Source organism: Kitasatospora sp. NPDC088351 (assembly GCF_040685575.1).
GTDB lineage: Bacteria > Actinomycetota > Actinomycetes > Streptomycetales > Streptomycetaceae > Kitasatospora.
In genome coordinates this window covers 1-24,616 of sequence record NZ_JBFBIL010000036.1, presented here as the reverse complement: position 1 = coordinate 24,616, position 24,616 = coordinate 1, and the positions used below count along the sequence as shown (strand labels likewise).

Here is a 24,616-nt window from a genome sequence, read left to right as displayed (position 1 = left end):
GCGAGCAGCCCGAACCCGACGGACAGGAGCCCGTACCCCGTGGCGATCCAGCCGATCCGCATCTTCGGAGACCCAGTCCTGCGGGCCACCGCGAAGCCGGTGACCACGTTCGACAAGGAACTGCGCAAGCTGGTCCAGGATCTCACCGACACCATGCTCGACGCCCCCGGCGCCGGCCTGGCGGCCCCTCAACTCGGCGTCTCCCTCAGGGTGTTCACCTACCACGTGGGCGGCGTCACCGGTCATCTGATCAACCCCGACCTGTCGCTGACCGAGGAGGAGCAGGACGGCCCCGAGGGCTGCCTCTCGCTGCCCGGCCTGCGCTACGACACCAAGCGCGCGTACGGCGTGGTCGCCAAGGGCTTCAACATGCACGGCGACCCGGTCACCATCGAGGGCACCCAGCTGCTCGCCCGCTGCATCCAGCACGAGACCGACCACCTCGACGGGATCATCTTCATCGACCGCCTCGACCGCGAGCAGCGCAAGGCCGCGATGAAGGCGATCCGTGAGACGGAGTGGGGCGACGGACCCGCCCCCGTCGTCAGGATCTCCCCGCACGGCACCTTCGGCGCCGCGCGCTGAACCCCCGCTTCCGCTGCTGAACTCCGCCCACCAGAAAGGCACTTGATGCGCCTCGTGTTCGCCGGCACCCCCGAGGTCGCCGTTCCCGCCCTGGACGCCCTGCTCGCCTCCGACCGGCATGAGGTCGTCGCGGTGGTCACCCGCCCCGACGCCCCCGCCGGGCGCGGCCGCAAGCTGGTCGCCAGCCCCGTCGCCCAGCGCGCCGAGGAGGCCGGGATCGAGGTCCTCAAGCCGGCGAAGCCCAGCGACCCGGACTTCGTCGCCCGGCTCACCGAACTCGCCCCCGACTGCTGCCCGGTGGTCGCCTACGGCGCGCTGCTGCGCCCGGGCACCCTGGAGATCCCCAAGCACGGCTGGGTCAACCTGCACTTCTCGCTGCTGCCCGCCTGGCGCGGCGCGGCCCCCGTCCAGCACGCCGTGCTGGCGGGCGACGAGGTCACCGGAGCGTCCACCTTCCTGATCGAGCAGGGCCTCGACTCCGGCCCGGTCTACGGTGTGATCACCGAGGAGGTCCGCCCCACCGACACCAGCGGCGAACTCCTCACCAGGCTCTCCCACTCCGGCGCCCGTCTGCTCACCGCCACCATGGACGGCATCGCGGACGGCTCCCTGCACGCCGTCCCGCAGCCCGCCGAGGGCATCACGCTCGCCCCGAAGATCACCGTCGAGGACGCCCGGATCGACTGGAACCACCCCGCGCTGCGGATCGACCGCCTGGTGCGCGGCTGCGCCCCCGCCCCTGGCGCCTGGACGCTCTTCCGCGGTGAGCGGCTGAAGGTCTCCGGCCCGGTGAAGCTGCTGACGGACGCCGCGGAGCTGGCACCCGGGGAGCTGGCCGTCGGCAAGAAGAGCATCCGGGTCGGCACCGGCAGCCACGAGGTCGAGCTGGGCGAGGTCCAGCCGCAGGGCAAGAAGCCGATGCGGGCGGCGGACTGGGCGCGGGGCACCCGGATCGAGTCCGGCGAGCGCTTCGAGGCCTGAGGGAGCGGAGAAGGCCGGGGGCCAGGGCCCGACGTTTGGCGTTACTGTTCGACTGTTCGTCCGATAATCACCGCAGCACCTTGAGGCACCTGTGACCACACCGAGCGCCAAGCGCGCCCCCCGCCCGCACCGCCGTCCGAAGAAGGACCCGGCCCGGATCGTCGCCTTCCGCGCCCTGCGCGCCGTCGACGAGCGCGACGCCTACGCCAACCTGATCCTTCCCTCCCTGCTCCGCGAGGCCGAGCAGAAGGGCATGGACCGCCGCGACGCCGCCCTCGCCACCGAACTCGTCTACGGCACCCTGCGGCTCCAGGGCACCTACGACGCGATCATCGCCGCCTGCGTCGACCGCCCGCTCAGCAAGGTGGACCCGCCGGTCCTGGACGTGCTCTCGCTCGGCGCCCACCAGCTGCTCACCACCCGCATCCCCAGCCACGCCGCCGTCTCGGCCACCGTCGAACTGGCCCGCGTGGTGCTCGGCGACGGCAAGGCCAAGTTCGTCAACGCCGTCCTGCGCCGGATCAGCGCCCGCGACCTGGCGGAGTGGATCGGACAGGTCGCCCCGCCGTACGACGACGACGCCGAGGACCACCTCGCCGTCGTGCACTCCCACCCCCGCTGGGTGGTCGCCGCGCTCTGGGACTCGCTCGGCCGCTGGCAGCCCGACGCCGCCGGCCGCACCGCCATGGAGGAGCTGCTGCGCGCCGACAACGAGCGGCCCGAGGTCACCCTGGTGGCCCGCCCCGGCCGGATCACCGTCGGCGAACTGGCCGAAGCGCTGCCCGAGGCCGAACCCGGCCGCTGGTCCCCGGTCGCGCTCCGGCTCGCCGAGGGCGGCGACCCGGGCTCGCTGGAGGCGGTGCGCGAGAACCGGGCCGGCGTCCAGGACGAGGGCAGCCAGCTGGTCGCGCTCGCCCTCGCGGCGGCCCCCCTGGACGGACCGGACCGGCTCTGGCTGGACGGCTGCGCCGGCCCCGGCGGCAAGGCCGCGCTGCTCGGCGCCCTGGCCGCCGGGCGCGGCGCCGCCCTGGTGGCCAGCGAGAAGCAGCCGCACCGGGCCCGGCTGGTCGCCCGCGCGCTGGAGGGCAACCCCGGCCCGTACACCGTGATCACCGCCGACGGCACCCGCCCGGCCTGGCGCTCCGGCGGCTTCGACCGGGTCCTGGTCGACGTCCCGTGCTCCGGCCTCGGCGCGCTGCGCCGCCGCCCCGAGGCCCGCTGGCGCCGCCGCCCGCAGGACATCGCCGCCTTCGGCCCGCTCCAGCGCGACCTGCTGCGCTCGGCCGTCGACGCCACCCGGGTCGGCGGCGTGGTCGGCTACGCGACCTGCTCGCCGCACCTGGCCGAGACCCGGGCCGTCGTCGACGACGTGCTCCGGGACGAGGGCGGCCGGGTCGAGTGGATCGACGCCCGCCCGCTGCTCCCCGGCGTCCCGGCGCTGGGCGACGGCCCGGACATCCAGCTCTGGCCGCACCTGCACGGCACCGACGCGATGTACCTGGCCCTGCTGCGGCGCACGGCCTGACCCGGACGGCGGCGTGAGCCCCCGGCGGCCGCCGGGGGCTCACGCCGTTCGGTCAGCGCTGTTCCTCCGGACGTCCGTCCTGCTCCCAGCGGGTGTGGAACGTACCGTCGCGGTCGGTCCGCCGGTAGGTGTGCGCGCCGAAGAAGTCCCGCTGTCCCTGGACGAGGGCGGCCGGGAGGCGTTCGGCCCGCAGACTGTCGTAGTAGGCGAGCGCGGTCGCGAAGCCGGGTGCCGGAACGCCCAGTTGGGCCGACGTCGAGACGACCCGGCGCCACGCGGACTGCGCGGAGCCGAGCGACTCCCGGAAGTGGGCGTCGGTCAGGAGCGTGGGGCGCTCCCTGTCCTCGTCGTAGGCGGCCTTGATCCGGTCCAGGAAGCGGGCCCTGATGATGCACCCGCCGCGCCAGATGGTGGCCATCGCGCCGGGGTCGATCCGCCAGCCGTACTCGGCGCTGCCGGCCTGGATCTGCTGGAAGCCCTGGGCGTAGGCCACCATCTTGGAGGCGTACAGGGCCTGTTCGACGTCGTCGGCGAAGCGGTCCGCCGCCGCGCTGTCGAGCCAGCTCTCGGACGGGCCGGGCAGGTCGTGCGCCGCCCGCCGGAGCGGCACGCCGCCGGACAGCGACCGGGCGAAGACCGCCTCGGCGATCCCGTTCACGGGGACGCCCAGGTCCAGCGCGCTCTGCACCGTCCACCGGCCGGTGCCCTTCTGCTCGGCCTGGTCCAGCACGATGTCCACGAAGGGCCGGCCGGTCGCCGCGTCGGTGTGGGCGAGGATCTCGGCGGTGATCCCGATCAGGTACGACTCCAGGCGGCCGCCGTTCCAGGCCCGGAAGACCTCGGCGATCTCGGCGGGCTGCAGGCCGCCGCCGTGGCGCAGCAGGTCGTAGGCCTCGGCGATCAGCTGCATGTCGGCGTACTCGATGCCGTTGTGGACCATCTTGACGAAGTGGCCGGCGCCGTCCGGTCCGACGTGGGTGCAGCAGGGGGTTCCGTCGACCTCGGCGGCGATGTCCTCCAGCAGCGGGCCCAGGACCTGGTAGGCCTCCGGGGTGCCGCCGGGCATGATGCTCGGTCCTTCCAGGGCGCCCTGCTCGCCGCCGGAGATCCCGGTGCCGACGAAGTGGAGCCCGCGCTGCCGCAGGGCCGCCTCCCGTCTGCGGGTGTCGAGGAAGTGGGCGTTGCCGCCGTCCACCAGCACGTCGCCTTCGTCGAGCAGGGGGAGGAGCTCGTCGATGACGGCGTCGGTGGGTTCGCCGGCCTTGACCATGATCACGATCCGGCGGGGGCGTTCGAGTGCCGCGACGAACCCGGCGGTGCTGTCGGCCGGGACGAACGTGCCCTCGTGTCCGTACTGCTCCACCAGTGCGGTGGTCCTTGCCCGGGTGCGGTTGTGGACGGCGACGCGGTAGCCGTGGCGGGCGAGGTTCCGCGCGAGGTTGCGCCCCATCACGGCCAGTCCGGTGACGCCGATCTGGGCCTGCGGCTGCTCGGTCATAGGGGGTCTCCAAGGGGGTGAGGGGCCCGTGGGGCGGCGGCGGTCGCGCCCGGGGCGTGCCAAGCGGCACTCTGCCGTCGGCTCCGGGATTCCGCATCCGGGGTGCTGCCGTCGGGGACGCTGCGGTTCGGGGTGCTGCCGTGCGGGCGGGGCCGGGAGCGGTGCCGCACGGCCGTCGCGCCCGCCTACTCGGCGGCCACCGAGAGGATCTCGTCCTCGGGAAGCTCCACGTAGACCACCCCGTCCACCTCGACCTCCGAGCCGGAGAACCGGGAGAAGATGATCTTTTCGCCGGTCTTCACGTCCACCGGGTGCGGCCGGCCGCCCGCCAGGGTCCTGCCCGGTCCCACCGCCACCACCTCGCCCTTGCGGGTGTCCGCGTCGGGCAGGGCGGGCGCGCTGATCGGCTTGACGATCAGGTGATCGTCCTTCGGCCGGAAGTCTGGCATCGGAGGGTCCTCTCGGATAGGAGACGGCGGCGCGGCCCAGCGCGCCCCACAGGTCGATGGTCCACGGTTCCGGCGTGCTTCGCCCCGGCTGCTTCGGCCTCATGGCGGTACGCCGCGCGCCCTTCGGGTGTCGGCCCGGACGGCGAGCGGGTGCGGACGCGTTCCCCGGAGGCCGGCCGGGCAGACCGTCGAGGGCGCCCCGGTGCCGCGTGAAAGGCGGTGGAAGCGGACCGCTCCCGCTGATCAGGCTCGGGGGATGACCACTACTCGCACCTTCCGGATCACCGTTCGCGGTGCCTTCGACGGGCTCGACGCCGAGCAGCGCGCCGAGCTGCTGGCCCGCGCGTCCGAGCACGACGTGCTGCACGCGGCCTGCACCACCGAGGGGCACCTCAGCTACGACATCGCGGCGCGGCCCGCGTTCACCTTCCGCTTCCAGGACTCCGGCGAGGCCGAGGAGGACATCCTGGAGGCGACCGAACGCGCCGAGGCCGCGGCGAAGGCCTGGCTGGATGAACGGGGCTACGCCTTCAAGAACCTCAGGTCACAGGCCGAGGACCTCTCCCTGGCCCCCCTCGGCAAGCGGCAGCGCCGCGCCGCCGCGCGGAAGGACGCCTGACCCCGGGCGCTCGCGGGGATTCGGCCGGACTCGTATGACCGGATACTGCACTACTCCTTGACTGCTCAACCAGCTGTTATGGTCGAGCGGTCAAGGAGGTGGCACATGAGTGATGCGCTGGACGCGGCCCTACGGCTCCTGCGGGCGCAGACCGCCCTGGTGAAGCGCTTCGACGCGAGCCTCGGGGGCCTGCACGGGGTGAGCCTGGCCGACTTCACGCTGCTGCTGCGCCTGGGCCGGTCGCCCGGCGGCCGGCTGCGCCGGGTGGACCTCGCCGAGGCGCTCGGCCTGACCGCCTCGGGCGTGACCCGGGGGCTGGCGCCGCTGGAGCGCATCGGGCTGGTCACGCGCGAGCCGGACGCCCGCGACGCCCGGGTGGCGTACGCGGCGCTCACCGACACCGGTCGTGAACGGCTCGCGGAGATGCGCGCCACGGCCGAGAAGGTCGCCGAGGAGATCTTCGCCGCGCCCCCGTGGGGTGAGGCGGACATGGCCGTGTTGTCCGAGCTGACGACCCGCCTCGGCGGCGTCGGCCTCCCCGGCCGGGGCGCGGGAGCCCGGTCGGCGTCTCGACCGGGTGCGCCGACTCGGCTTCCGGGGAACTGAGTTCGGCCCGGGTCGCGGGTCGCCGGTCGGGTGAGCCTCCCGGACGGGGCGGCGGATCTGTAGCAGGCTCTCCGTGGGTGCGCGGTCACGTGAGGTGACGGTGGCTCAAGAGTGCTTCCAGGAAAGCGAGGCGGGCATGACGGACATTCCGAAGGACCTCAAGTACAGCAGGGATCACGAGTGGGTGCGGTCCACCGGCAACGGGAAGGTCAGGATCGGCCTCACGGCCTTCGCGCAGCGCCAGCTCGGTGATGTCGTCTTCGTCGAACTGCCCGAATCCGGCGCCGCCCTCGATGCCGGGGAGCCGGTCGGCACCGTCGAGTCGGTCAAGGCGGTCTCCGAGGTCTACACGCCGGTGTCCGGCATGATCGCCGCCGTCAACGAGGACCTCAACGACTCGCCGGAACTGATCAACGAGGAGCCCTACGAGCAGGGCTGGATCGTCGACGTCACCCTGTCCGCCCCCAAGCAGCTTGACGACCTGCTCACGGCCGCGCAGTACGGCGACTACATCAAGGCGGAGTCGGACGGGTAACCGGCGGCGGCCCTCGCACCGGCAGGCCGCTCGGTCCGTCCCGAGCGGCCTGCCGACGGTGGTGGTCCGGACGGGTGCCGACCCGCCCGCCGCGGCCGGCTACCGCTTGGCGACGGGCCGGTAGGTGCAGACGTTCACGCCCGTGCTGCCGGTGACAGTGGAGACCAGCTCCAGCGTGCGCAGCCCGCCGTCGTCCGGGAAGATCGTCTTTCCGCCGCCGAGGAGCACCGGCATGATCACCAGCCGGAGCTCGTCGACCAGGCCCTCGCTCAGGAGGGTGCGCACCAGGGTGGGGCTCCCCATGACCAGCAGGTCGCCGCCCTCGGCCTTGCGCAGCTCGCGGACGCGGGCGACGGCCTCGTCACCGGGGATGCGGGTGGTGTTGTCCCAGGCCGGCCCGGAGTCGCCCAGGGTGCTGGAGACGACGTACTTCGGGATGGCGTTCATCCGGTCGGCGAACGGGTCGCCGGCCCGCTCGGGCCACGCCGCGGCCATCGTCTGCCAGGTGCGGCGCCCGAACAGCAGTGCCGCGGCGCTGGTCAGCGCGTCGGAGAAGGCGCCGCCCACCACCTCCGGGTCGAAGAACGGGTGCGACCAGCCGCCGTGGGCGAAGCCGCCGTCGGTGTCCTCCTCAGGGCCGCCAGGGGCCTGCACGACGCCGTCCAGGCTGATGAACTCACTGATCACGATGCGCACGGTGGTGCTCCTCTGTCTTGCCTGCTCTGCTTGCTTCGCCCTCGGGCCTACGACACTGAAGACTTCCGGCCACTACGGAATCATCGCTCCCGCGGCGGTGATGTGGATCACGCCCGGCGCGGCCCGGCGTGGTCAGGCGCGCGGTCCGGGCTCGCGGTCAGGGCTCGCCCCGGGGCGACGCGGCTCCAGCCGTCCACGCGTCGCGCCGGGCGGGGATCGGTCATCGGCCGGGGTCGAGGCCCACTCGACCAGCTGAGGACGGGCGGTGGTGTGCACATCGGGGAGTCAACACCATGGCTACGACAGCGGCCCTCAGCCCCACCGGAACGACCGGACGGGGGAGCGGACCTGACCGTCGGCGGCGGGCCTGCGGTCAGGGCCTGGGGGCGGCGGCTTCGAGCTGGTCGACGGTCCCGGACATGACGGTGCGGATGTGCCGGGTGAGGTGGTCGGCGGGCCAGTCCCACCAGGCGGCGGCCAGCAGGCGGGCGACGTCGCCGTCGGGGTAGCGCGAGCGGATGACCTTGGCGGGGTTGCCGCCGGCGATGGCGTAGTCGGGGACGTCGGTGGTGACGACCGATCCGGCGGCGATGATCGCGCCGTGGCCGATGCGGACCCCGGGCATGACCACGCTTCGGTAGCCGAGCCAGACGTCGTTGCCGACGACGGTGTCGCCGCGGGCGGGCAGGCCGGCGAGGAGGTCGAAGTGCTCGGACCAGGCGCCGCCCATGATGGGGAAGGGGAAGGTGGAGGGGCCGTCCATACGGTGGTTGGCGCCGTTCATGATGAACCGCACGCCCTCGCCCAGCGCGCAGAACTTCCCGATGACCAGCTTCTCCGGGCCGTAGTGGTAGAGCACGTTGCGGGTCTCGAACGCGGTCGGGTCGTCGGGGTCGTCGTAGTAGGAGTACTCGCCGACCTCGATCAGCGGCGAGGTCACCAGCGGTTTCAGCAGGACCACGCGCGGCTGGTCGGGGAAGGGGTGGAGCACCGTCGGGTCGGGCGGGAGAGGACTCATGGTGGCACCGCTTTCCGTCGATCCGGGGGTGGTCGGCACTGTCCATGATCCACGGTGGGCCCGTGCCCCGGCCCTGCGGGGTGGCGGGCTCCCGCCGTGCGGAGCGGGGCCCGATCTGAAGGGCGGCGGAGTGCGCCCTTAAGGCTGGCCCGTAGGACCCGCCCGGCAGTCTGCCGGGCTTCAAAAGCGGCTCATCGTCTTGCCGCGGCGCCGCGGGTCGGTGATGCTGGGCCGGTGTCAGGCCGGAGCAGTAGGGAAGCGGTGGCGGCAGGAGGGGTGTCGGCGGACCACCGCCCGCTTCGTCCCTGCCCCCGGGCCGCCGGGGGGTGACCTTCGGGCCGGACCCTGAGTACGCTCCCGCCCAGGACCACACCCAGCCGACCGCAGACATCCAGAAGGCGCCCACATGCACCCCGACCACCAGCGCGCGTCCCTGCTGGCCTGGGCACACACCGCCACCGCGGACCGTCCGGCGGGCGGGTTCGACGTGCGGGAGTGGGCCACCGGGCACGGTATCCCCGAGCATCAGGCGGCAGGCCTGCGCGCGGCCCTGACGGCCGAGGGCCTGCTGCGGCCCGTCTCGCTCGTCGCCGACATCGTCAGGTTCACACCTGTGGGCCGGGCCCAGGCGGCGGCCGTGCTGGAGCAGCGCGACAACCGCCCCCGGCGCAACAACGCGGTCCGCACCGACGTTCTCGACTGGCTCTACGGGCAACCCGGCCAGGGGTGCCGGCAGAGCGGTTGCGCCGACGCCGACCCGCCGTCGGGCTTCCTGGACACCGAACCGGCCTATTGCGGTGACCCGGTCACCGCACCTGAGGTGTGCGAGGCCATCGGGTACCTCGCGGCCCGCGGACTCGCCGTCGTCCACCAGGACACCGGCCCCTTCGGCCCGCGGACCAGGGACACCTTCCTCAGCCCCGCCGACAGCTACGTTGTCAGGCTGACCGCGCGGGGCATCGACTGCGCAGAGAGCGAGAAGACCGTGTCGGAGTTCGTGCAGCAGGAGCAGACGGCCCCTGGGACGACGACGTTCAACACCTACCTGACCGACGCGCAGGGGACCATCATCGGCTCCCAGCGGGACTTCACGCAGAACAACACCGCCGGCTTCGACCCGGCCGCGCTGATCCACTTCGCCGGCCTCGCCCAGCAGAGCCTGCCCGTCCTCGGGCTGTCGCCCGAGCAGCAGGCCGAGGCGGCCGAGCAGGCCGGGACCCTGTCCGCCGAGGCCGCACGCGCGCATCCGGACCGCGGTCTCCTGCGGCGCACGACCGACCGGCTGGTCGAGCTGGTCATGCCCGCGGCGGGCACCGCGCTCGGGCAGCTCGTGCTGGAGGCGGGGAACCAGGCCGTCGCCGCGATCGGCGGTTAGGGCCTGTCTGACCATTCCCGCCGCGCGCTGATGCGACGCGAATTATCAGACAAGCCCTACAGGCCTGCCGTCGAACGATCCTGACGTTTCGGCGGCTCGCGGTGGCTCGTGTACGGCCGGTCCGCTTGCCGAGGGGCGTGCACGTGGTCATCGCGCGGTTCCGCATCGGCTCCGGATGCTCGTCCAGCCCGTTGGCCGGCGCTCCGTCGGCACCGGTGGAAATCCCGTGGACGGGGCGGATCGAACGGTGCGATAGTCCGGTCGTGACAGTGATTCCTGCCTCACCCGCACCCATCGCACTGGCCGACGGCCTCGTCCTGCGGCAGGCGCAGCCCGCCGACCTCGACCAGATCGGCGCGCTCCTCGCCGAGCGCGGTGACGCGGACGACGCCCTCGACCACCGGCTGGTCGTCACGGACCCTGATGTCGGCTGGTCCGCCTGCGCCGTGGTCGTCGACGGTGACCGGGTCGTCTCCACCGCGACGCTCCTCGACGAGGAGGTGCGGATCGGCGGCGTCCGCCTGCCCGCCGGTCAGGTCGAGCTGGTCGCCACCGATCGCGGATACGAAGGGCGTGGACTCGTACGGGCGTTGATGCGGTGGGCCCACGACCGCTCCGCCGCCCGGGGGCACGTCATTCAGGCGATGATCGGGATTCCGTACTTCTACCGGCTGTTCGGCTACGAGTACGCCATCGACATACCGCCGGCGCTGACCGTGCGCACCCCGCCGCCCGGCGACGGCACGCCCGTACTCCGCGCGGCCCTGCCCTCCGACATCCCCGCGATGGCGGCTTTGCAGGACGCCGCCCAGAACGGGTTCGACGTGGCCATGCCGCACTCGGCGGCGTGCTGGCGATGGCTGGCGGCCCACGAGGCCAGCACGCTCTGGGTCCTCGAACACGCCGGTACCGTCCTCGCCACCGGGCGCACCACGCCCCCCGGTGAGGACATGCTCCTGGCCGAGGCCGCCGCAGTCGACGAGGCGGCGGCGCGTGGCCTGCTCCGCGGCGTCGCCGCGCTGGCGCCCGACAGCCGGCTCCGGGTCGTCCATCGGGCCGGCACCGTGACCGCCGCGGCCTGGCAGGATTTCCTCGACCACGAACCGCGCACGCGGGCGGAGCAGTACTACGTCCGCGTCCCGGACACCGCAGCGCTGCTCGACCGGTTGCGGCCGCTGCTCTGGGACCGCCTCACCACAGCCGGGATCGACCGCACCGGCCGCTCCATCGTCATCTCCACCTTCGGCGCCCACTACCGGATCCCGGTCCACGCCGACGGTCTCGGTGCGGTCGTCACCGGTGGCGCGATGCAGAGCCCCGGCACCGCGGGAGGCGCCGGAGTGGCGCCCGACCACCTGCCCGCCCTGCTGTTCGGCCCGCACGGGATCGAGGGGCTGACCCGGCTCCGGCCCGACGTCTACGCCCAGGACGAGGAGCTGTTCCGGGCACTCCTCCCGCCGCTCACCGCGGATGTGCTCAGCTACTACCTGCCGTACTGAGCACGGAGGCCGTGCGGGGCCCGTCTGCCGCCTCCGGTAAGTGCTCAGGGGTGCGCAGAAGTACACCCCCGGAGTGAGGTCCGGTGCAGTGCGGGCCACAGGGTCCGGGCGCGATCGTCGGAGGTGTCGTCAGAACGACACCTCCGACGAGAAGAACAGGTGCACGGATGTCCCATGCCCAGCAGCGCGTCGCCGCGACGCGTGCCCGCGAGTTCTGGCCGGTCCCGCTGTTCACCCTGCTGACCTGGGTGGTGGCCGGTCTGCTGCTGGCTCTGCAGCCGATGCTCCCGCTCGACCCCGGGCTGCTGATGCTCCCCCAGTTCGGCCCCGCCGTCGCCGCCGTGGTGGTGACGGTGCTGCTGAGGCGGGGGAGGAGGCCCGCGGCCGGTCCGGCTAGCATGAGGTGGCTGCGGCCCACCCGTGACGTGCTCGTTCGCTGCGTGACCGGTGCGGGTCTGGTTGTCGCGGTGCTGGGGCTGTCGCTCGGCGTCCTCGCGCTGGCCGGACGGCCGGTGCACCTCACGGACGCCGGTCAACTGGCTGGGCCGTGGTGGCTGCTGGTCGTCCTGCAGTGGGTCGGCGCGTGCGGCGAGGAACTGGGCTGGCGCGTCTTTCTGCAGCGGCGGCTGGAGGCCGGCCGTTCGCCGGTGGCGGCAGCGGTCGTGGTGGGTGTTCTCTGGGGGGCTTGGCACGTGCAGTACCTGCGGTTCGGAGCCGCGTTCATGACGGCGTTCATGGTCATGACCGTCGCGGTCTCGGTGATACTCGCCGTCCTGGTCTCGGGCGCCGGTACCGGGACCCTCCTGGTGGCCGGCACCCTCCACTGCCTGATCAATCTCGGCACCCTCGGCGTGCTGGACATCGAGGGCGGTGACGTCGCCGGCATGACCGCGCTCGCCGGCTGCTCGACCGCGGTCGCGGTCGCGCTGGCGGTGGCCGGCCACCGGGTCCGGCGCACGGAGGCCGTCCGATGAACACCGGATCCTCTGCCACCCGTACACCGGACGACACGCCGACCACCACCGACGGCAGCGATCGCCGAACGGCGGCCACCGCCCGTACGGCGTGGGCCGAGCGGCCGGTCGCGCTGGGGCGGGCCGCGGCCCTGTGGGCCCTGTCACTGTCGGCCGGGCTGGTCGCCTGCCTGGTCAACCTCGCGATCTGGCTGCTGGGCGCCGGAGTCGGGCTGCTCCTGCTCCCGCTCGCCGTCGGGACGCTGCGACGGCTCGCCGGCACCGCCCGCCGCCGCGCCGGGCGGTGGACGGGGGTGGCGATCCCCGAACCGTACCGCCCGACGCCGCCGCGGGAGCCCGGCCTCGGCGGCCGGGTCCGTACCTGCCTCGCCCTGCTGGGCGACCCGGCCACCTGGCGCGACCTGGTGTGGGCGAGTGCCGATCCGTGGATCGGCGGCGTCATCGCCGGGCTGCCGGGCGCGCTGGTGCTGTACGGCGTGTACGGCGCACTGGTCCAGCCCTTCGTCTGGGGGCCGATCGACCGTGCGGGCGGCGGCAACTGGTACACCGTCATCCAGGTGGACTCGTCCGGCGCCGCGCTGGCCGCGGTACCCGTCGGCCTCGCGCTGATCCTCGCCGGCCTCCTGGTCGGCCCGTGGACGCTGCGACTGCACGCCCGCTGGACGGCGGTCCTGCTCGCGCCGACCCGGACCGCCCGGCTGCGCCTGCGGGTCGACCATCTCTCCACCACCCGCGCCGACGCCTCCGACGCCCAGGCCGCCGAGCTCCGCCGGATCGAACGGGACCTGCACGACGGGGCCCAGGCCAGGCTGGTCGCGCTCGGCATGACCATCGACAGCGTCGAGAAGCTGGTGAACAACGATCCGCAGGCCGCCCTGTCCATGCTCGCCGGAGCCCGCGAGGCCTCCTCCCGCGCCCTGGAGGAGATGCGCGACCTGATCCGCGGCATCCATCCGCCGGTCCTGGCGGACCGCGGCATCGCCGACGCGGTCCGCGCCCTCGCCCTCGACAGCATGCTGGACGTCGAGGTGACGGCCGAGCTGCCGGGCCGGCCCGCCGCCCCCGTCGAGTCGGCGGTCTACTTCGCGGTCAGCGAGCTGCTCACCAACGCCGCCAAGCACAGCGGTGCCGAGCGGGTGGAGGTCAGGCTCGGCCACCGCGACGGTGTGCTCGCCGCCGAGGTCACCGACGACGGCCGCGGCGGCGCGGACCCCGCCCGGGGCACCGGTCTGCGCGGGGTCCAGCGCCGGATCGCCGTCTTCGACGGCACCCTGACCGTCCGCAGTCCCGACGGCGGCCCCACCGCGATCCTCCTGGAGATCCCGTGCGCGTTGTCCTCGCCGAAGACCTCTTCCTCCTGAGGGACGGACTGGTCCGCACCCTGGAGGAGCACGGCTTCGACATCGTGGCCGCCGTCGACAACGGCCCTTCCCTGCGCAGGGCGCTCGCCGACCACCGGCCGGACATCGCCGTGGTCGACGTCCGCCTGCCGCCCTCCTTCACCGACGAGGGCCTCCAGGCCGCCCTGGAGGCCCGGCGCCGTACCCACGGCCTGCCCGTCCTGGTGCTGTCCCAGTACGTCGAGCGGCTCTACGCCCGCGAGCTGCTGGCGGACGGCTCCGGTGCGGTCGGCTACCTGCTCAAGGACCGGGTCTCCAACGCCGCCCAGTTCGTCGACGCCGTCACCCGGGTCGCGAGCGGCGGCACCGTGATGGACCCGGTGGTCATCGCCAAACTGCTCAGCCGCGGCGAGGCCCGCGGCCGCACGACGGCGCTGACGCCCCGCGAGCAGCAGGTGCTGGAACTGATGGCACAGGGCCGCTCCAACCCGGCGATCGGCCAGCAGCTCCACATCACCCTGAGCGCCGTCACCAAGCACACGGCCAGTATCTTCGCCAAGCTCGACCTGCCCGCCTCCGACGACGACAACCGCCGGGTCCTGGCCGTCCTGGCCTACCTCGACCGCTGAGCCCGGGGCCGGGGCCGAGGCCGACCGGGCCTTCGAAGCCGTCCCTCAGCCCTCGCCGGTCGGCGGGTCGGTCTTCGGTCCGAATCCCGGCCGTGCGTGGGGCCGAAGTCCGCGTCGAACTCCTCCAGCAGGCGGATGATCTCGGGGGCCGACCCGGGTTCGGGGAAGTCCCGGTGGATCCGGCGGTGCAGACGGGACCGACTCACAGCGGCTCTCTCCCCGGTCCCCGCGCAGCCGTGCGTGGTGCGCACCCGAGTATCCGCAGGGACTCCGGGCACCCGCAAGGCGCCCGCCCCGACGTCAGCCCCTGCGGCTTTCCGCGACCACAGCCGAGCCGCGTCAGTCCAGGCAGAACTCGTTGCCCTCAGGGTCGGTCATCACGATGAAGCCGGCGCTCATCGGGGGAGCGGGCTCGTGGCGACGCACCCGTGTCGCGCCCAGTGCGACGAGCCGGTCGCACTCGGCCTCCAGCACCGCCATCCGCTCCTCGCCCCGCAGTCCGGGAGCCGCGCGGACGTCGAGGTGGACGCGGTTCTTGGCGACCTTGTCCTCCGGCACCTGCTGGAAGAACACCCGCGGGCCGTGCCCGTCCGGGTCCTCGATGGCCGACTTCGTGTTGCGCTGCTCCTCCGGTACGCCGATCCGCGCGAGGAAGTCGTCCCACGCGGCCAGCGGGTCGGCGTCCTCGGGCAGGTCGACTCCGGGCGGGCCGGGGTGGACGTAACCCAGTGCGTCGCGCCAGAAGGACGACAGCGCCCGCGGGTCGTGGGCGTCGAAGGTGACCTGGAGGTGGTGGCTCATCGGGTTGCTCCGTTCGTAGCGGGTCTCGTGTGCGGGGAGAGGCCGCGCAGCAGGCGGACCTCGGACAGACGGTGGATCGGCTCGCGGTGGACGGGCGGCACCGGACCGGCCGTGGGCACTTCGGGCAGGTTCCAGACGTCCGGCACCGGCGGCCAGAAGGACTCGTCCGCGTTCATGGAGCCACCCTGACACCTCTGGCGGACAGGATCGGTCCGCTACCCCTGGCAGAGTGGGTGGCATGGACGGGGCACGCGGTGACGAGCGGGGTACGACGGAGCGGGTGCTCACCCTGCTCGGGCTGCTGCGGCAGCGTCAGGCCTGGACCGGCCCCGAGCTCGCCGACCGGCTCCGGGTCACGTCGCGCACGGTACGGCGTGATGTCGAGCGGCTGCGCGCGCTCGGCTATCCGGTGCTTGCCGGCCGCGGTGTCGGCGGTGGTTACCGGCTCGGTCCGGGGCAGGACCTGCCGCCGCTGCTTCTCGACGACGAGGAGGCGATCGCCACCGCGGTGTCGCTGCTCGCCGGCGCGGGTGGCGCGGTCGCCGGCGACACCGCGCTCCGGGCGCTGACCAAGCTCGACCGGGTGCTGCCCACCCGGCTGCGGCACGAGGTGCGCGCGCTCTCCGGCTCGGTGGAGTTCTTCGGCGGAGGCCGCACGCCGGTCGACTCCGAGGTGCTCATGACGCTGGCCAGAGCCTGCCGCGACGAGGTCGAGGCCGGCTTCGACTACCCCTCCGGGAGCGGGGTGCGACGGCGGCGGGTCGAGCCGTACCGCCTGGTCGCCTCCGACCGGCGCTGGTACCTCCTCGCCTACGACCTCGACCGCGACGACTGGCGCAGCTTCCGCGTCGACCGGATGACCGAGGCGTCCGCACGGACCTGGCGCTTCCGCCCGCGCACGGCGCCCGACGCGGCGGCGTACGTGCAGGAGGGGGTGGCGAGCCGGGTCTACCCGCACCGGGCAAGCTTCCTCGTGCACGCGTCGGCCGACACGGTGCGCGCGCAGATCCCGGCGTCGGCGGCCGTCGTGCGACCGCGCGGGAGCGGGCTCTGCGAGGTGCTCAGTGGCGCCGGCAGCCTCGACTTCGTGCTCATGCACGTGCTTCTGCTGGGGCACGACTTCGAGGTGCTCGACCCTCCGGAGCTCGCGAGTCGCTGTCGGGTGCTGGCGGAGAGGCTGCTGTCGGCCGGTGCGAGGAGCTCACCGTGCTGATGTGCGCCAGTGTGCCCGCGCAGGCGGCGACGCCGTCGGCGCTCCGGCAACCTCGTCCCGGGCGACACCAACGGGCATCAGGACGTCTTCCGCCACGACCTGTGGACGGGCCGGACCGAACGGGTCAGCGTCGCGGCCGACGGCACCCAGGTCGAGGCCGGGTCGGGCAGCCCGGCCGTCGACGCGCTGGGCACGACGGTGCTTCTCCTCCGGCGGCGCGCTCGTCCCCGGCGGTGCCGACGGTCAGCAGGGCGTCTACGTGCGGCGGTACCCGCTGTTCTGAGCAGCCGCCGGATACGTCGATTCCGGCGGTTCCCGGCGAGGGCGAGGCCGGCACCGCCGCCCTCGCCTGTCGCCGGCCCCGCTCGTGCGGGCGTGGTGAGCCGGCTTCAGCGTTCGTGGACCGTGGCCCACCTGTAGTGGCCGGGCCGTGCTGTTCCCTCCGGGCCGAGGGCCGTGCCGGTCGCGCACGACCGGCACGGCCCGGCCGGCCACCGGAGGGGTGGCGGGCCGGGCCGGGGGGTGAGGGGGATCAGCAGGAGCCGGCCGGGCGGTTGCGGACCACCAGGTCGGTGCGGCCGGCGGTGGCGTCCAGCCAGATCACCCGGGTGCCCTGGTCGGCCGCGGCCTTCTCCTGGCCGCCGCGGTTGCAGGAGAGCCGCTCGGGGGTGCCGCCGGTGAGCGGGAGCTGCCAGAGCTTGGGCAGCGCGGCGTTGGTCCAGCCGCCGGCGGGCTTGCTGCCCGGCGCCGCGAAGGTGACGGCCCGGTCGGAGGCGGTGATGGTGGTCCACGACGGGGCGTACGGCGAGGTGCCGGACAGCACGTCGGTCACACCGGAGCCGTCCAGGGCGCCGGAGCGGATGGAGCTCCGCTTGGTCCGGTCGCCGGGTGTCTCCACCCAGAGCAGCCGTCCGCCCGCGAGCACGGTGGACGTGGCCTCGGTCCCGGTGCTGCCGCTCGGGTCGCCCACCAGGTACTGGGCGGTGACCTTGCCGGCGGCGATCGAGTAGACGGTCGGTGCGGAGACCCGCTTCTCGCCGACCGTCCAGGTCTCGGACCAGCCGAGGACGCCGTCCTTGAGGGTGACGCCCGACAGGTCGTGGCCGTCGGGCAGCGGGAGTTCCACCGCCGGGGCGCCGTTGTGGGAGAGGTGGAGCCTGCTTCGGCCGGTGGCGAAGTCGGTCACCTTGTAGGCCACGTCGTCGCCCGAGATCTGGACGTCGCTGGGCTGCTGGGTCGAGGAGCGGAACAGGCTGCGGACCGGGCCGCCGGACAGCGGGCGGGTCAGCACCTCCATCCCCCACGCGCCCTGGGCGTCGGGGCCGATGGCCAGCCACGCGGCGGACCTGCCGTCGGTGGCGGCCCAGCCGTGCAGGCGGCCGTCCTCCGGGCTGATCCGGGTGGGGGCGTCGGGGGCAGTGGTGGAGCCGGTGTACAGCGCGGTCGGGGTCTTGCCGGCCGGGTCGCTGTTGGTCATCACCCAGCGGCCGTTGGCGGCGGCGGGGGCGACCGGGGTGGAGGCGTCGCGCAGCAGCGTGCGGCTGTCCAGGCCGAGCCGGTTCTCCCAGCCGGCGCGGATGCCGTGGGCGTCGAACGCGGCTGCCACCGTGCGGAGTTGGTCCCGGGTGAGCTTGAGCGAGCGGCCGGCGGCGAGCACCGCGTTGCGGCCGTCGACGAAGTCGTCCAGCGGGGTGAGGTAGTCGGCGAGTGCGCGGTAGACCAGCCGGTCGGCGGTGAGCGGGTCGAGGGTGCGCCGGATGTCCCACAGCGCGCCGCCGATGATGGTGGAGTTGAGGTGCACCCCGCCGTTGTCGACACCGCCCCCCGCGCCGAGGTAGTCGTCCACGGTGGTGCGGCGGTCGTCCAGCCGGCGCTGCGCGCAGTCCTCCGGGGTGCCGGTGCGGCAGAGGCTCTCGCCGAGCAGGGCGGCCTTCGGGTCGCTCATCGACATCCCGCGGGCGGTCACCTCGACGGCGTTGCCGAAGTAGTCGGCCAGTGCCTCGTTCATGGCGCCGGGCTGGCCGACGTAGACCAGGTCGGCGGTGTGCTCGATGACGCCGTGGGTCATCTCGTGCCCGGCCACGTCGAGTGCGACGGAGAACGGGTGGTACGTGGTGCCGCCGTCGCCGTAGACCATCTTCTTCCCGTCCCAGAAGGCGTTCGGGAAGGGGGCGCCGCCGTTGGTCACGTTGACCACGGAGGTGATCGGGCCGCCCTTGCCGTCCAGGCCGTCCCGGCCGAGCCGGTCGCGGTAGAAGTCGTACACGGCGGCGGCGTTGAGGTGGGCGTCGGTGGCGCCACTGCTGCCGGTGGAGGCCGGGAAGTCCGGGCCCGGGGAACGGGCCGGGAGGCTGTCGGCGGGTATGCCGCCCCGGAAGTCGTTGTAGTCCCGGCCGGCCGCGTCGTGGGTGGCGATGCTGGCGGGGCGGGTGAGGTCGGTGAGCTGGTAACTCCCGTCCGGGAGACGGCCGATGTTCACCTTGACGGAGCGGCCGAAGGCGTCCGGGGCGGTGCCGGTGGCGGGTTCGGCCCCGGCCTCGGCGCGGGCGGTGGCGGCCGCGGTGGGGGCGGTGGTGCCGTCGCCGGCCGTGTACGGGGTGCGGGCGTCGTGGGCGAGGGCGATCGCGCCGGCGGTGGCGTCCAGGTAGACCTCGCGGACCAGCGGGCCGCCGGTGTCCGGGTCGGTGCCGCGCAGGGTGAAGTGCTGGGCCAGCCGGCCGGTGCCGCCGGGCAGGATCACCTGGCCGTGGTCCTCGGCGGTGGCCCCGGCCCGGGCGCGCCGGTCCGTGAGCGAGCCGAGCGCCAGGTTGCGCAGTGTCCCGGCCGGGACGGCGGGAGTGGTCGGCGCGGTGAGGCCGGTGAAGTACTTGCCGCCGACCGACTCGACCCGCTGCTCGGCGCCTTCGCCGGTGAGGTGGACCAGGTACTGCGCGCCGAGCACCGGTATACCGCCGTGGTACTGCTGGAACCTGACGGTACGTCGGCCGTCGGCGGTGCGCTCGGCGCCGATCTCGGCGAGCTGCCCGGGGTCGATCCGGTAGCGGTCCGGGTGGGCCGCGAGATGGGCCAGGGCGGCGGCCGCCGGGTCGCCGGGGGCCGGCTCGGCCAGGCCCGTGACCAACTGCGGGGCGGCGGTGTCCTGGCCGGACACCAGGCCGGGGACGGGGTCGGGGTCGGCGGCCGGTCCGGCCAGGGCGGGCGGCGCGGCCAGGACCAGGCCCAGGACGGCGGTTATGCCGACGCCGAGCACCTTGGGCGCGCGGGAACGATGGTGCACTGCGGTCCTCCCATGGAACACGGAACACGGAACACGGAACACGGAATGCGGAACATGGAACGCGGAGTACTGGATGCGGGATCGGCGGTGACGGCACGCGAGGGAGCCGATGGGCCGTCCGATGGCGTCGACGAGCACCTTGGTCCGGCCTGCGGAGACGGCAGGGACCTTGCCGAGGGCAGCGGTTGACGCAGCATGCGACGCTTGCCGACTCCTGCGGCCGGCGTCCCGCCGTGCAACGACCATAGGTCATCGACCGAGATATGTCGATGACCTGTCTATGGGTGCGCGGGGGAGGGGCCGGCCCCGACCGGTGGCCCGGGAACACCCTGTTCCCGGGCCACCGCCCTGTCGCGGCGTTGCTACGTTCGCATGATTGCTGATTGACGATCGGTACGGTGAGAAACCCATCGCTCGGCTCGTGTCTATAAACGGGGGAAGCCGACAATCACTCGACAGCCAGCCGGCGAGTGCCGACCCGATTGGAACGAATCCCATGGCCTCCTGGGGCGACGAGGATTTCCCGAATCCGACAGATGACTCTCCCGCGCCGTCCGGCCGGAGGCGATTCCTCCGGACCAGGTCCACGCACCGGACCCGCAAGCGCCTCCTGCCGGCCGTCACCGTGGTGGCCGTGGTCGTCGGCAGCGGATTCCTGTTCCGTTCGGGGTTCGGACCCGATCATGTCGAACCCCCGTCCGGGTCCAGCGGGGATTCGATCTCGGTGGGCTATCAGAAGGCACCCGCCACGCTGGTGGTCTACGAGGACTACGACTGCGCCGCCTGCCGGAAGTTCGCCGAGGGGTTCGGCCCGACGCTTCGCCAGCTGGTCGTCGAGAATCGCCTGATCATCCAGTACCACCCGGTGGCGACCGACGGCCGCAAGACCTCGGCCCGGGCCGCCAACGCGGCGGCGTGCGCCCAGGACGCGGGAAGGTTCACCGCCTTCCGCGAGGTGCTCGTCGCGGCCGGCAAGCAGAACCCGGACGCGAAGCAGGACCTGCTCTCGCTGGCCGACCGGGTGGGCGAGCTGCGGTCCGCGGCGTTCGACCGGTGCGTCGACGACGGCGCGCACGCGGGCTGGGTGACCCGCGGGACCGATACGTTCACGAAGCAGTTCCACGCGGACGCGCCGGTGGTCGTGCTCAACGGCGACCGGGTCGACATCGACGGTGACGGGGCCGTCACCAAGCTGTGGAAGACGGTCGAGGACCTCGCGCTGAAGGACCCGGGCTTCCACCCGCCGGTGAACACCCCGCCGCACCCGCCTGCCTCGACGGGCTCGGCCGCCACCGTCTCGCACTCGGCCTCGGCGTCCGCCTCGCCCAGCAGGGTGAGGGCGGCAGAGGCGTCCGAGCGCACGGCTGCGGCTTCCGGCACCAGGGAGCCGGCACACGCTTCCGGCGGCTGACGACCGGTCGGCTCGGCCGGGGCTCCGCAGCGGGGACTCCGGGCAGGCCGTCCACGTCGGCGGGTGCGCGCAGGACCGGCCCGGGGGCTGAGGGCGGCTGGGAAACGGCGGCCCGGGGCGAATTCGGCCGTGGGCGCAGAGGGGCGGAGAGATATTCCGTGTCGTCGACGGACAAAACCCGTACCGAATACTGCGGGGCCAACGCGCAAAAACCAACCAGCGAACGAGGGGAACATGAGCCGGGCGAATCGGAATGGAAAGCTGGTCGCACATGAGCGCAGGCGCGCGGAACGCGCGGCGCGAGAGATTCTCGCGAAACGTCGACGCCGTTTCATGGTGTTCGGCCTCGTGCCCGCCGTCGTGACCTCTGCGGTGATCACGGGGATCGCCGTGCAGACGTACCGCTCCCAGGACGACGGACCCGCACTGGCGCCCCTCGGAACCGTGGCCGACAGCAAGGCCATCGAGGTGGGAGCGGAGAAGGCTCCGGCAGTCCTGGAGGTCTACGAGGATTTCCGCTGCCCCGCCTGCCGGGCGGCCGAGGCGCGCCTCGGCGAGGTGCTGCAGAGGCACATCCAGTCCGGCCGGCTGCGCCTGGAGTACCACCCCCTCGCGGCCATCGACGCCGGCCTTGGCGGAAAGGGGTCCCTGCGAGCGGCGAACGCCGTCGCGTGCGCGCAGGACCTGGCCAAATTCGCCCATTACCATGCCGTCCTCTTCTCCAACCAGCCCGAGGAGAAGAACGACAGGTTCGCCGACCGGGCGGAACTCCTTCGGCTCGCCGAAAATGTCCCCGGACTGCGGACGCCGGCTTTTGAGCAATGCGTCAACAAGGGAACGCACGAGGCTTGGGTGCGCACTGTCACGGAGGAGTTCCGCCACCACAAATTCCAGGGGACGCCGGCCATGCTGCTCAACGGCAGGCAACTCGACCCGCACGCCGGTGGGGCCATGGCCTCGAAGGAGGCGTTCGAGGGCGCGGTGCTCGAAGCCATCGCCGAGGCCGACCGGGCCTCGCAGGCCCCCTCGCCGACGCCCTCCTCTTCGCCGGCGCAATCGCCCGAGCACGCGGCGTCGCCTTCGGCCCAGTCGTCCTGATCCGTACCGGGGGGAAGTGAGGTTTCCCCGGGGTGCGGAAGGCTGTCGGACCTGGACTGCCCCGCTGCTTCAGGAGGTCGCCGACCGGCCCTGCCCGTAGCCGGATCCGCCACGCGCACGTCCGTGATCGTGACCCTGCTGGGGCCGGCGGCGTGATCCGTCCTGGATGTGAAAGACGCTTTTCAAAGGTGGCATCGGAGGGGTGTGCTTCGCGAGCCCGAGTGGGCCGTGAACCGGAGTGAACTGGGGAGATCAGGCCCCGGCGGTTGAGGGGCCGCAGGTGGGGGTGGGGGTCCTTCGGAACTCATGAAACATAGTTTTCACGATTCCGGCCGCTGCGGCGCCCCTAGCGGTAGCCCGCACGGGAGGTGCGGGAACGGATGGCGGAGACCGCCCCCCCGGCCGCTGCGTAGAGTGGATACAGACGGTGCTGGATCACGGCTTCCCTTCTCGGAGGGTTACCGGTGAGACGTGCGGATGCCTCCGGTGAGGCGGTGTCGGTCCGGCTGTTCCTGGACCAGGTCGACGGCGGCGCGAGCCGCGCCCGGCCGACCCGATCTGCGCGCCGACGCCTCGGGAGGCGACCCTGCTCGCGGCGGTGGCGGCGCGCGGGAGGTGAACCTCGCCATGAAACTGACCGCCGAGCGGCTGCGGGCCTCTGCCCGCTGCTCCGCCCCGGCCTCCGTGCACGCGCCGCCGGTGTCCGCCGCCGATGTCGGCCTGCTGGTGCTCCGGCTGGCCGGTCTGCTGCTGGCCGGCCACGGCGCCCAGAAACTCTTCGGCCTGTTCGGTGGCGCCGGTCTGAGTGCGACCGGCAAGGGCTTCGAGGCCCTGGGCTACCGCCCCGGTACCCTCTTCGCCGCGCTGGGGGGCGCCTCGGAACTGTGCGGCGGCCTGGGCCTCGCCCTCGGGCTGCTCACCCCGCTGGCGGCCGCCACCGTGGTCGGGGTGATGATCAACGCGATGTCCGTCAGTTCGAGCGGCGGCCTGTGGGCCGACAAGGGCGGTTTGGAGTACCCGCTGTGCCTGTCGCTGATCGCGATCGCGGTCTCCGCCCTCGGCCCCGGACGCCTGGCGCTGGACCGCCCGTTCCGCTGGGGCCGGGGTGGGTGGTGGAGTATGGCCATCGCCCTGGGAATGGGTGGCATCGGCGCGGCCATCGTGCTGTCCCTGAAAGGGGTGACCCTCTGACCGAGGGGCAACAGGCTGAGGGGACGTCCGACTCCGGACGTCCCCTCAGCCTGTGGTGCGCGGTCGCGTCGGGCGGTTACTTCAGGAAGTGCAGGCAGAGCGTGAACTGGTCGCTGCCCTGTTCCTCCGTGTAGTAGCCGTCGGCGTCGCTGAACTGCCTGCAGGCGGTCTCGCCGTTGGAGCTGTCCTTCACCTTGCCCACGATCCTGGCGTCGGCGTCAGGGTCGGAGCAGGAGAGCACCACGACGTCCGGGTGGTTGTCCGTGACCCCGGTGACGATCGCGTTCTTGTTGTGCACGCAGTCGCCGACCGAGGCGAACGAAGGGTCGGACTGCACGTTGTAGACGATCGCGCCGATCACGAGCAACGGGACCAGCAGGCCCAGGACGGCGACGCGCTGGAAGAGCGGCTTGCCCGGGTTCATCGGCTGGCCGGGGGCGCCCGGCAGTGGTGCGGCGAGCTTGTTGATCTTCGCGCGCTGCGGCAGGTTGAGCAGCATGGTGGCCGGGTTGATCAGCAGGGAGGCGATGCCCCACCAGCCCTGCCAGAGGCTCTTCGCGGTCATGCTGCGGTGGGCGGCGATGCCGCAGCTGCGGCAGAACGGGCCCTGGAGCTTCAGGAATCGCATGATCACCAGGAAGCCCTGGTGGCCACGGATGGTCGCCTCCACCGCGGGGACCGAGCCGCAGAAACGGCAGGAGAGCGCCGCTTCGCCGTACCCGGGGTAGCCGGCCGGACCCGCCGCGGCATAGCCGTCGGGGTCGGCGGCGGGGTGGCCGTAGGCCTGCTGGCCCGGGACCGGCCCGGCCTGCGGCGCACCGCCGTTGGGGCCGGCATACGCGTACGGGCTGGGCGCGGTGGGTGCCGCGGTCCCGTCGGCGTACGGGTTGGCGCCGACCGGGCCGGCGCTTTGGGGCACCTGGGGAGGCACAGTGGACAAAGGGATCCCCCGGAGAAAATCGAGATCGGTTTCGTGAAGGCTGAAACCTATCGGTCCCGGGGTTTGAAGCGAAAGTCAGTTCGAGTCAGGTGGAAGGATGGTCGCCCAACCGTGATGGAAGGCCGATCCTGCCGAGGGGCGTCCGGCGGGTCGGTGACGGTGCGGGCCGGGGGCGTTGATCGCCTGCGTCGACGACCGCTCAGGCGCACCGTCCCGGCTGCGGCTCGGCGCGCCAGGGCTCGTCAGACAAGCCCTGGCCCCTTACTGATCGTTTCAAAATGAGTTCAGCTCAGGGGCTTGGCAGTTGATGTGTTCGGGCGGCAGAGTGCTCCACGTGTCGGATGATCTTGTGCCTG

Annotated in this window: 23 protein-coding genes; 15 read left to right on the top strand and 8 right to left on the bottom strand. The window is 73.1% G+C overall.

Features of this window, described 5'->3' with window-relative positions; translation table 11 throughout:
- Window positions 1–39 precede the first annotated feature (39 nt).
- The 3 genes from def (at window position 40) to AB0P06_RS23660 (ending at window position 3,091) form a co-directional block, all read left to right on the top strand.
- Window positions 40–585, top strand: coding sequence for a peptide deformylase (def, locus tag AB0P06_RS23670; RefSeq protein ID WP_363610432.1), 546 nt, complete (start codon window positions 40–42; stop codon window positions 583–585).
- Window positions 586–630: 45 nt separating this feature from the next.
- Entirely contained in the window at window positions 631–1,566 is a 936-nt protein-coding gene (gene fmt / locus AB0P06_RS23665) for a methionyl-tRNA formyltransferase (protein WP_363610430.1), read from the top strand.
- A 91-nt stretch (window positions 1,567–1,657) separates the two neighbouring features.
- Window positions 1,658–3,091 (top strand): transcription antitermination factor NusB, encoded by a 1,434-nt coding sequence (locus tag AB0P06_RS23660; protein ID WP_363610428.1) that lies wholly within the window; start codon window positions 1,658–1,660, stop codon window positions 3,089–3,091.
- Between the two features lie 52 nt (window positions 3,092–3,143).
- On the opposite strand, the gene gndA is transcribed toward AB0P06_RS23660, so the two are convergent.
- Both gndA and AB0P06_RS23650 read right to left on the bottom strand, forming a co-directional pair.
- A complete protein-coding gene (gndA, locus tag AB0P06_RS23655) occupies window positions 3,144–4,589 on the bottom strand; it encodes an NADP-dependent phosphogluconate dehydrogenase (protein WP_363610426.1) in 1,446 nt (481 codons plus the stop codon).
- A 185-nt stretch (window positions 4,590–4,774) separates the two neighbouring features.
- Window positions 4,775–5,038, bottom strand: coding sequence for a co-chaperone GroES (locus AB0P06_RS23650; protein WP_363610424.1), 264 nt, complete (start codon window positions 5,036–5,038; stop codon window positions 4,775–4,777).
- Between the two features lie 256 nt (window positions 5,039–5,294).
- On the opposite strand from AB0P06_RS23650, the gene AB0P06_RS23645 reads away from it, so the two are divergent.
- The 3 genes from AB0P06_RS23645 (at window position 5,295) to gcvH (ending at window position 6,798) form a co-directional block, all read left to right on the top strand.
- Window positions 5,295–5,657 (top strand): DUF6204 family protein, encoded by a 363-nt coding sequence (locus AB0P06_RS23645; RefSeq protein WP_363610422.1) that lies wholly within the window; start codon window positions 5,295–5,297, stop codon window positions 5,655–5,657.
- Window positions 5,658–5,762: 105 nt separating this feature from the next.
- Window positions 5,763–6,263 carry a MarR family transcriptional regulator gene (locus AB0P06_RS23640; protein ID WP_363610420.1) on the top strand — a complete coding sequence of 167 codons (501 nt, stop codon included), beginning with the start codon at window positions 5,763–5,765 and terminating at the stop codon, window positions 6,261–6,263.
- A 136-nt stretch (window positions 6,264–6,399) separates the two neighbouring features.
- A complete protein-coding gene (gene gcvH, locus AB0P06_RS23635) occupies window positions 6,400–6,798 on the top strand; it encodes a glycine cleavage system protein GcvH (protein WP_363610418.1) in 399 nt (132 codons plus the stop codon).
- Window positions 6,799–6,897: 99 nt separating this feature from the next.
- On the opposite strand, the gene AB0P06_RS23630 is transcribed toward gcvH, so the two are convergent.
- Together AB0P06_RS23630 and AB0P06_RS23625 are read right to left on the bottom strand one after the other, a co-directional pair.
- On the bottom strand, window positions 6,898–7,494 hold the full coding sequence (locus AB0P06_RS23630) for a dihydrofolate reductase family protein (protein WP_363610416.1): 597 nt from the start codon (window positions 7,492–7,494) through the stop codon (window positions 6,898–6,900).
- 373 nt (window positions 7,495–7,867) lie between these two features.
- On the bottom strand, window positions 7,868–8,512 hold the full coding sequence (locus AB0P06_RS23625) for a CatB-related O-acetyltransferase (RefSeq protein WP_363610414.1): 645 nt from the start codon (window positions 8,510–8,512) through the stop codon (window positions 7,868–7,870).
- Between the two features lie 406 nt (window positions 8,513–8,918).
- Here AB0P06_RS23625 and AB0P06_RS23620 point away from each other — a divergent pair, with 406 nt between their 5' ends.
- From AB0P06_RS23620 to AB0P06_RS23600, 5 genes are all read left to right on the top strand, one after another.
- Window positions 8,919–9,887, top strand: coding sequence for a hypothetical protein (locus AB0P06_RS23620; RefSeq protein WP_363610412.1), 969 nt, complete (start codon window positions 8,919–8,921; stop codon window positions 9,885–9,887).
- A 263-nt stretch (window positions 9,888–10,150) separates the two neighbouring features.
- Window positions 10,151–11,386 (top strand): GNAT family N-acetyltransferase, encoded by a 1,236-nt coding sequence (locus AB0P06_RS23615; RefSeq protein ID WP_363610410.1) that lies wholly within the window; start codon window positions 10,151–10,153, stop codon window positions 11,384–11,386.
- A 167-nt stretch (window positions 11,387–11,553) separates the two neighbouring features.
- Window positions 11,554–12,360 carry a type II CAAX endopeptidase family protein gene (locus AB0P06_RS23610; protein ID WP_363610408.1) on the top strand — a complete coding sequence of 269 codons (807 nt, stop codon included), beginning with the start codon at window positions 11,554–11,556 and terminating at the stop codon, window positions 12,358–12,360.
- Window positions 12,357–13,721, top strand: coding sequence for a sensor domain-containing protein (locus tag AB0P06_RS23605; protein ID WP_363610406.1), 1,365 nt, complete (start codon window positions 12,357–12,359; stop codon window positions 13,719–13,721). Before AB0P06_RS23610 ends, AB0P06_RS23605 begins: the two co-directional genes overlap by 4 nt.
- Window positions 13,685–14,329: a response regulator transcription factor gene (locus AB0P06_RS23600; RefSeq protein ID WP_363610404.1), complete on the top strand. Its 645-nt coding sequence runs from the start codon at window positions 13,685–13,687 to the stop codon at window positions 14,327–14,329. The genes AB0P06_RS23605 and AB0P06_RS23600 overlap by 37 nt, the downstream gene beginning before the upstream one ends.
- A gap of 339 nt (window positions 14,330–14,668) precedes the next feature.
- Here the strand turns inward: AB0P06_RS23600 and AB0P06_RS23595 are convergent, their stop codons facing one another.
- A complete protein-coding gene (locus AB0P06_RS23595; protein WP_363610402.1) occupies window positions 14,669–15,130 on the bottom strand; it encodes a VOC family protein in 462 nt (153 codons plus the stop codon).
- On the bottom strand, window positions 15,127–15,306 hold the full coding sequence (locus tag AB0P06_RS23590) for a hypothetical protein (protein WP_363610400.1): 180 nt from the start codon (window positions 15,304–15,306) through the stop codon (window positions 15,127–15,129). The genes AB0P06_RS23595 and AB0P06_RS23590 overlap by 4 nt, the downstream gene beginning before the upstream one ends.
- A gap of 62 nt (window positions 15,307–15,368) precedes the next feature.
- Between AB0P06_RS23590 and AB0P06_RS23585 the strand changes: the two genes are divergently transcribed.
- Complete coding sequence (locus AB0P06_RS23585) at window positions 15,369–16,343, top strand: YafY family protein (protein WP_363610398.1); 975 nt, start codon at window positions 15,369–15,371, stop codon at window positions 16,341–16,343.
- A gap of 532 nt (window positions 16,344–16,875) precedes the next feature.
- Here AB0P06_RS23585 and AB0P06_RS23580 read toward each other — a convergent pair.
- On the bottom strand, window positions 16,876–19,620 hold the full coding sequence (locus tag AB0P06_RS23580) for a M4 family metallopeptidase (RefSeq protein WP_363610396.1): 2,745 nt from the start codon (window positions 19,618–19,620) through the stop codon (window positions 16,876–16,878).
- A 376-nt stretch (window positions 19,621–19,996) separates the two neighbouring features.
- Between AB0P06_RS23580 and AB0P06_RS23575 the strand changes: the two genes are divergently transcribed.
- The 3 genes from AB0P06_RS23575 (at window position 19,997) to AB0P06_RS23565 (ending at window position 23,320) form a co-directional block, all read left to right on the top strand.
- Window positions 19,997–21,031 carry a thioredoxin domain-containing protein gene (locus AB0P06_RS23575; protein ID WP_363610394.1) on the top strand — a complete coding sequence of 345 codons (1,035 nt, stop codon included), beginning with the start codon at window positions 19,997–19,999 and terminating at the stop codon, window positions 21,029–21,031.
- A 234-nt stretch (window positions 21,032–21,265) separates the two neighbouring features.
- Entirely contained in the window at window positions 21,266–22,129 is an 864-nt protein-coding gene (locus AB0P06_RS23570) for a thioredoxin domain-containing protein (protein WP_363610392.1), read from the top strand.
- 627 nt (window positions 22,130–22,756) lie between these two features.
- Entirely contained in the window at window positions 22,757–23,320 is a 564-nt protein-coding gene (locus AB0P06_RS23565; RefSeq protein WP_363610390.1) for a DoxX family membrane protein, read from the top strand.
- Window positions 23,321–23,396: 76 nt separating this feature from the next.
- Here the strand turns inward: AB0P06_RS23565 and AB0P06_RS23560 are convergent, their stop codons facing one another.
- Complete coding sequence (locus AB0P06_RS23560) at window positions 23,397–24,239, bottom strand: hypothetical protein (protein WP_363610388.1); 843 nt, start codon at window positions 24,237–24,239, stop codon at window positions 23,397–23,399.
- Window positions 24,240–24,616: the final 377 nt, after the last annotated feature.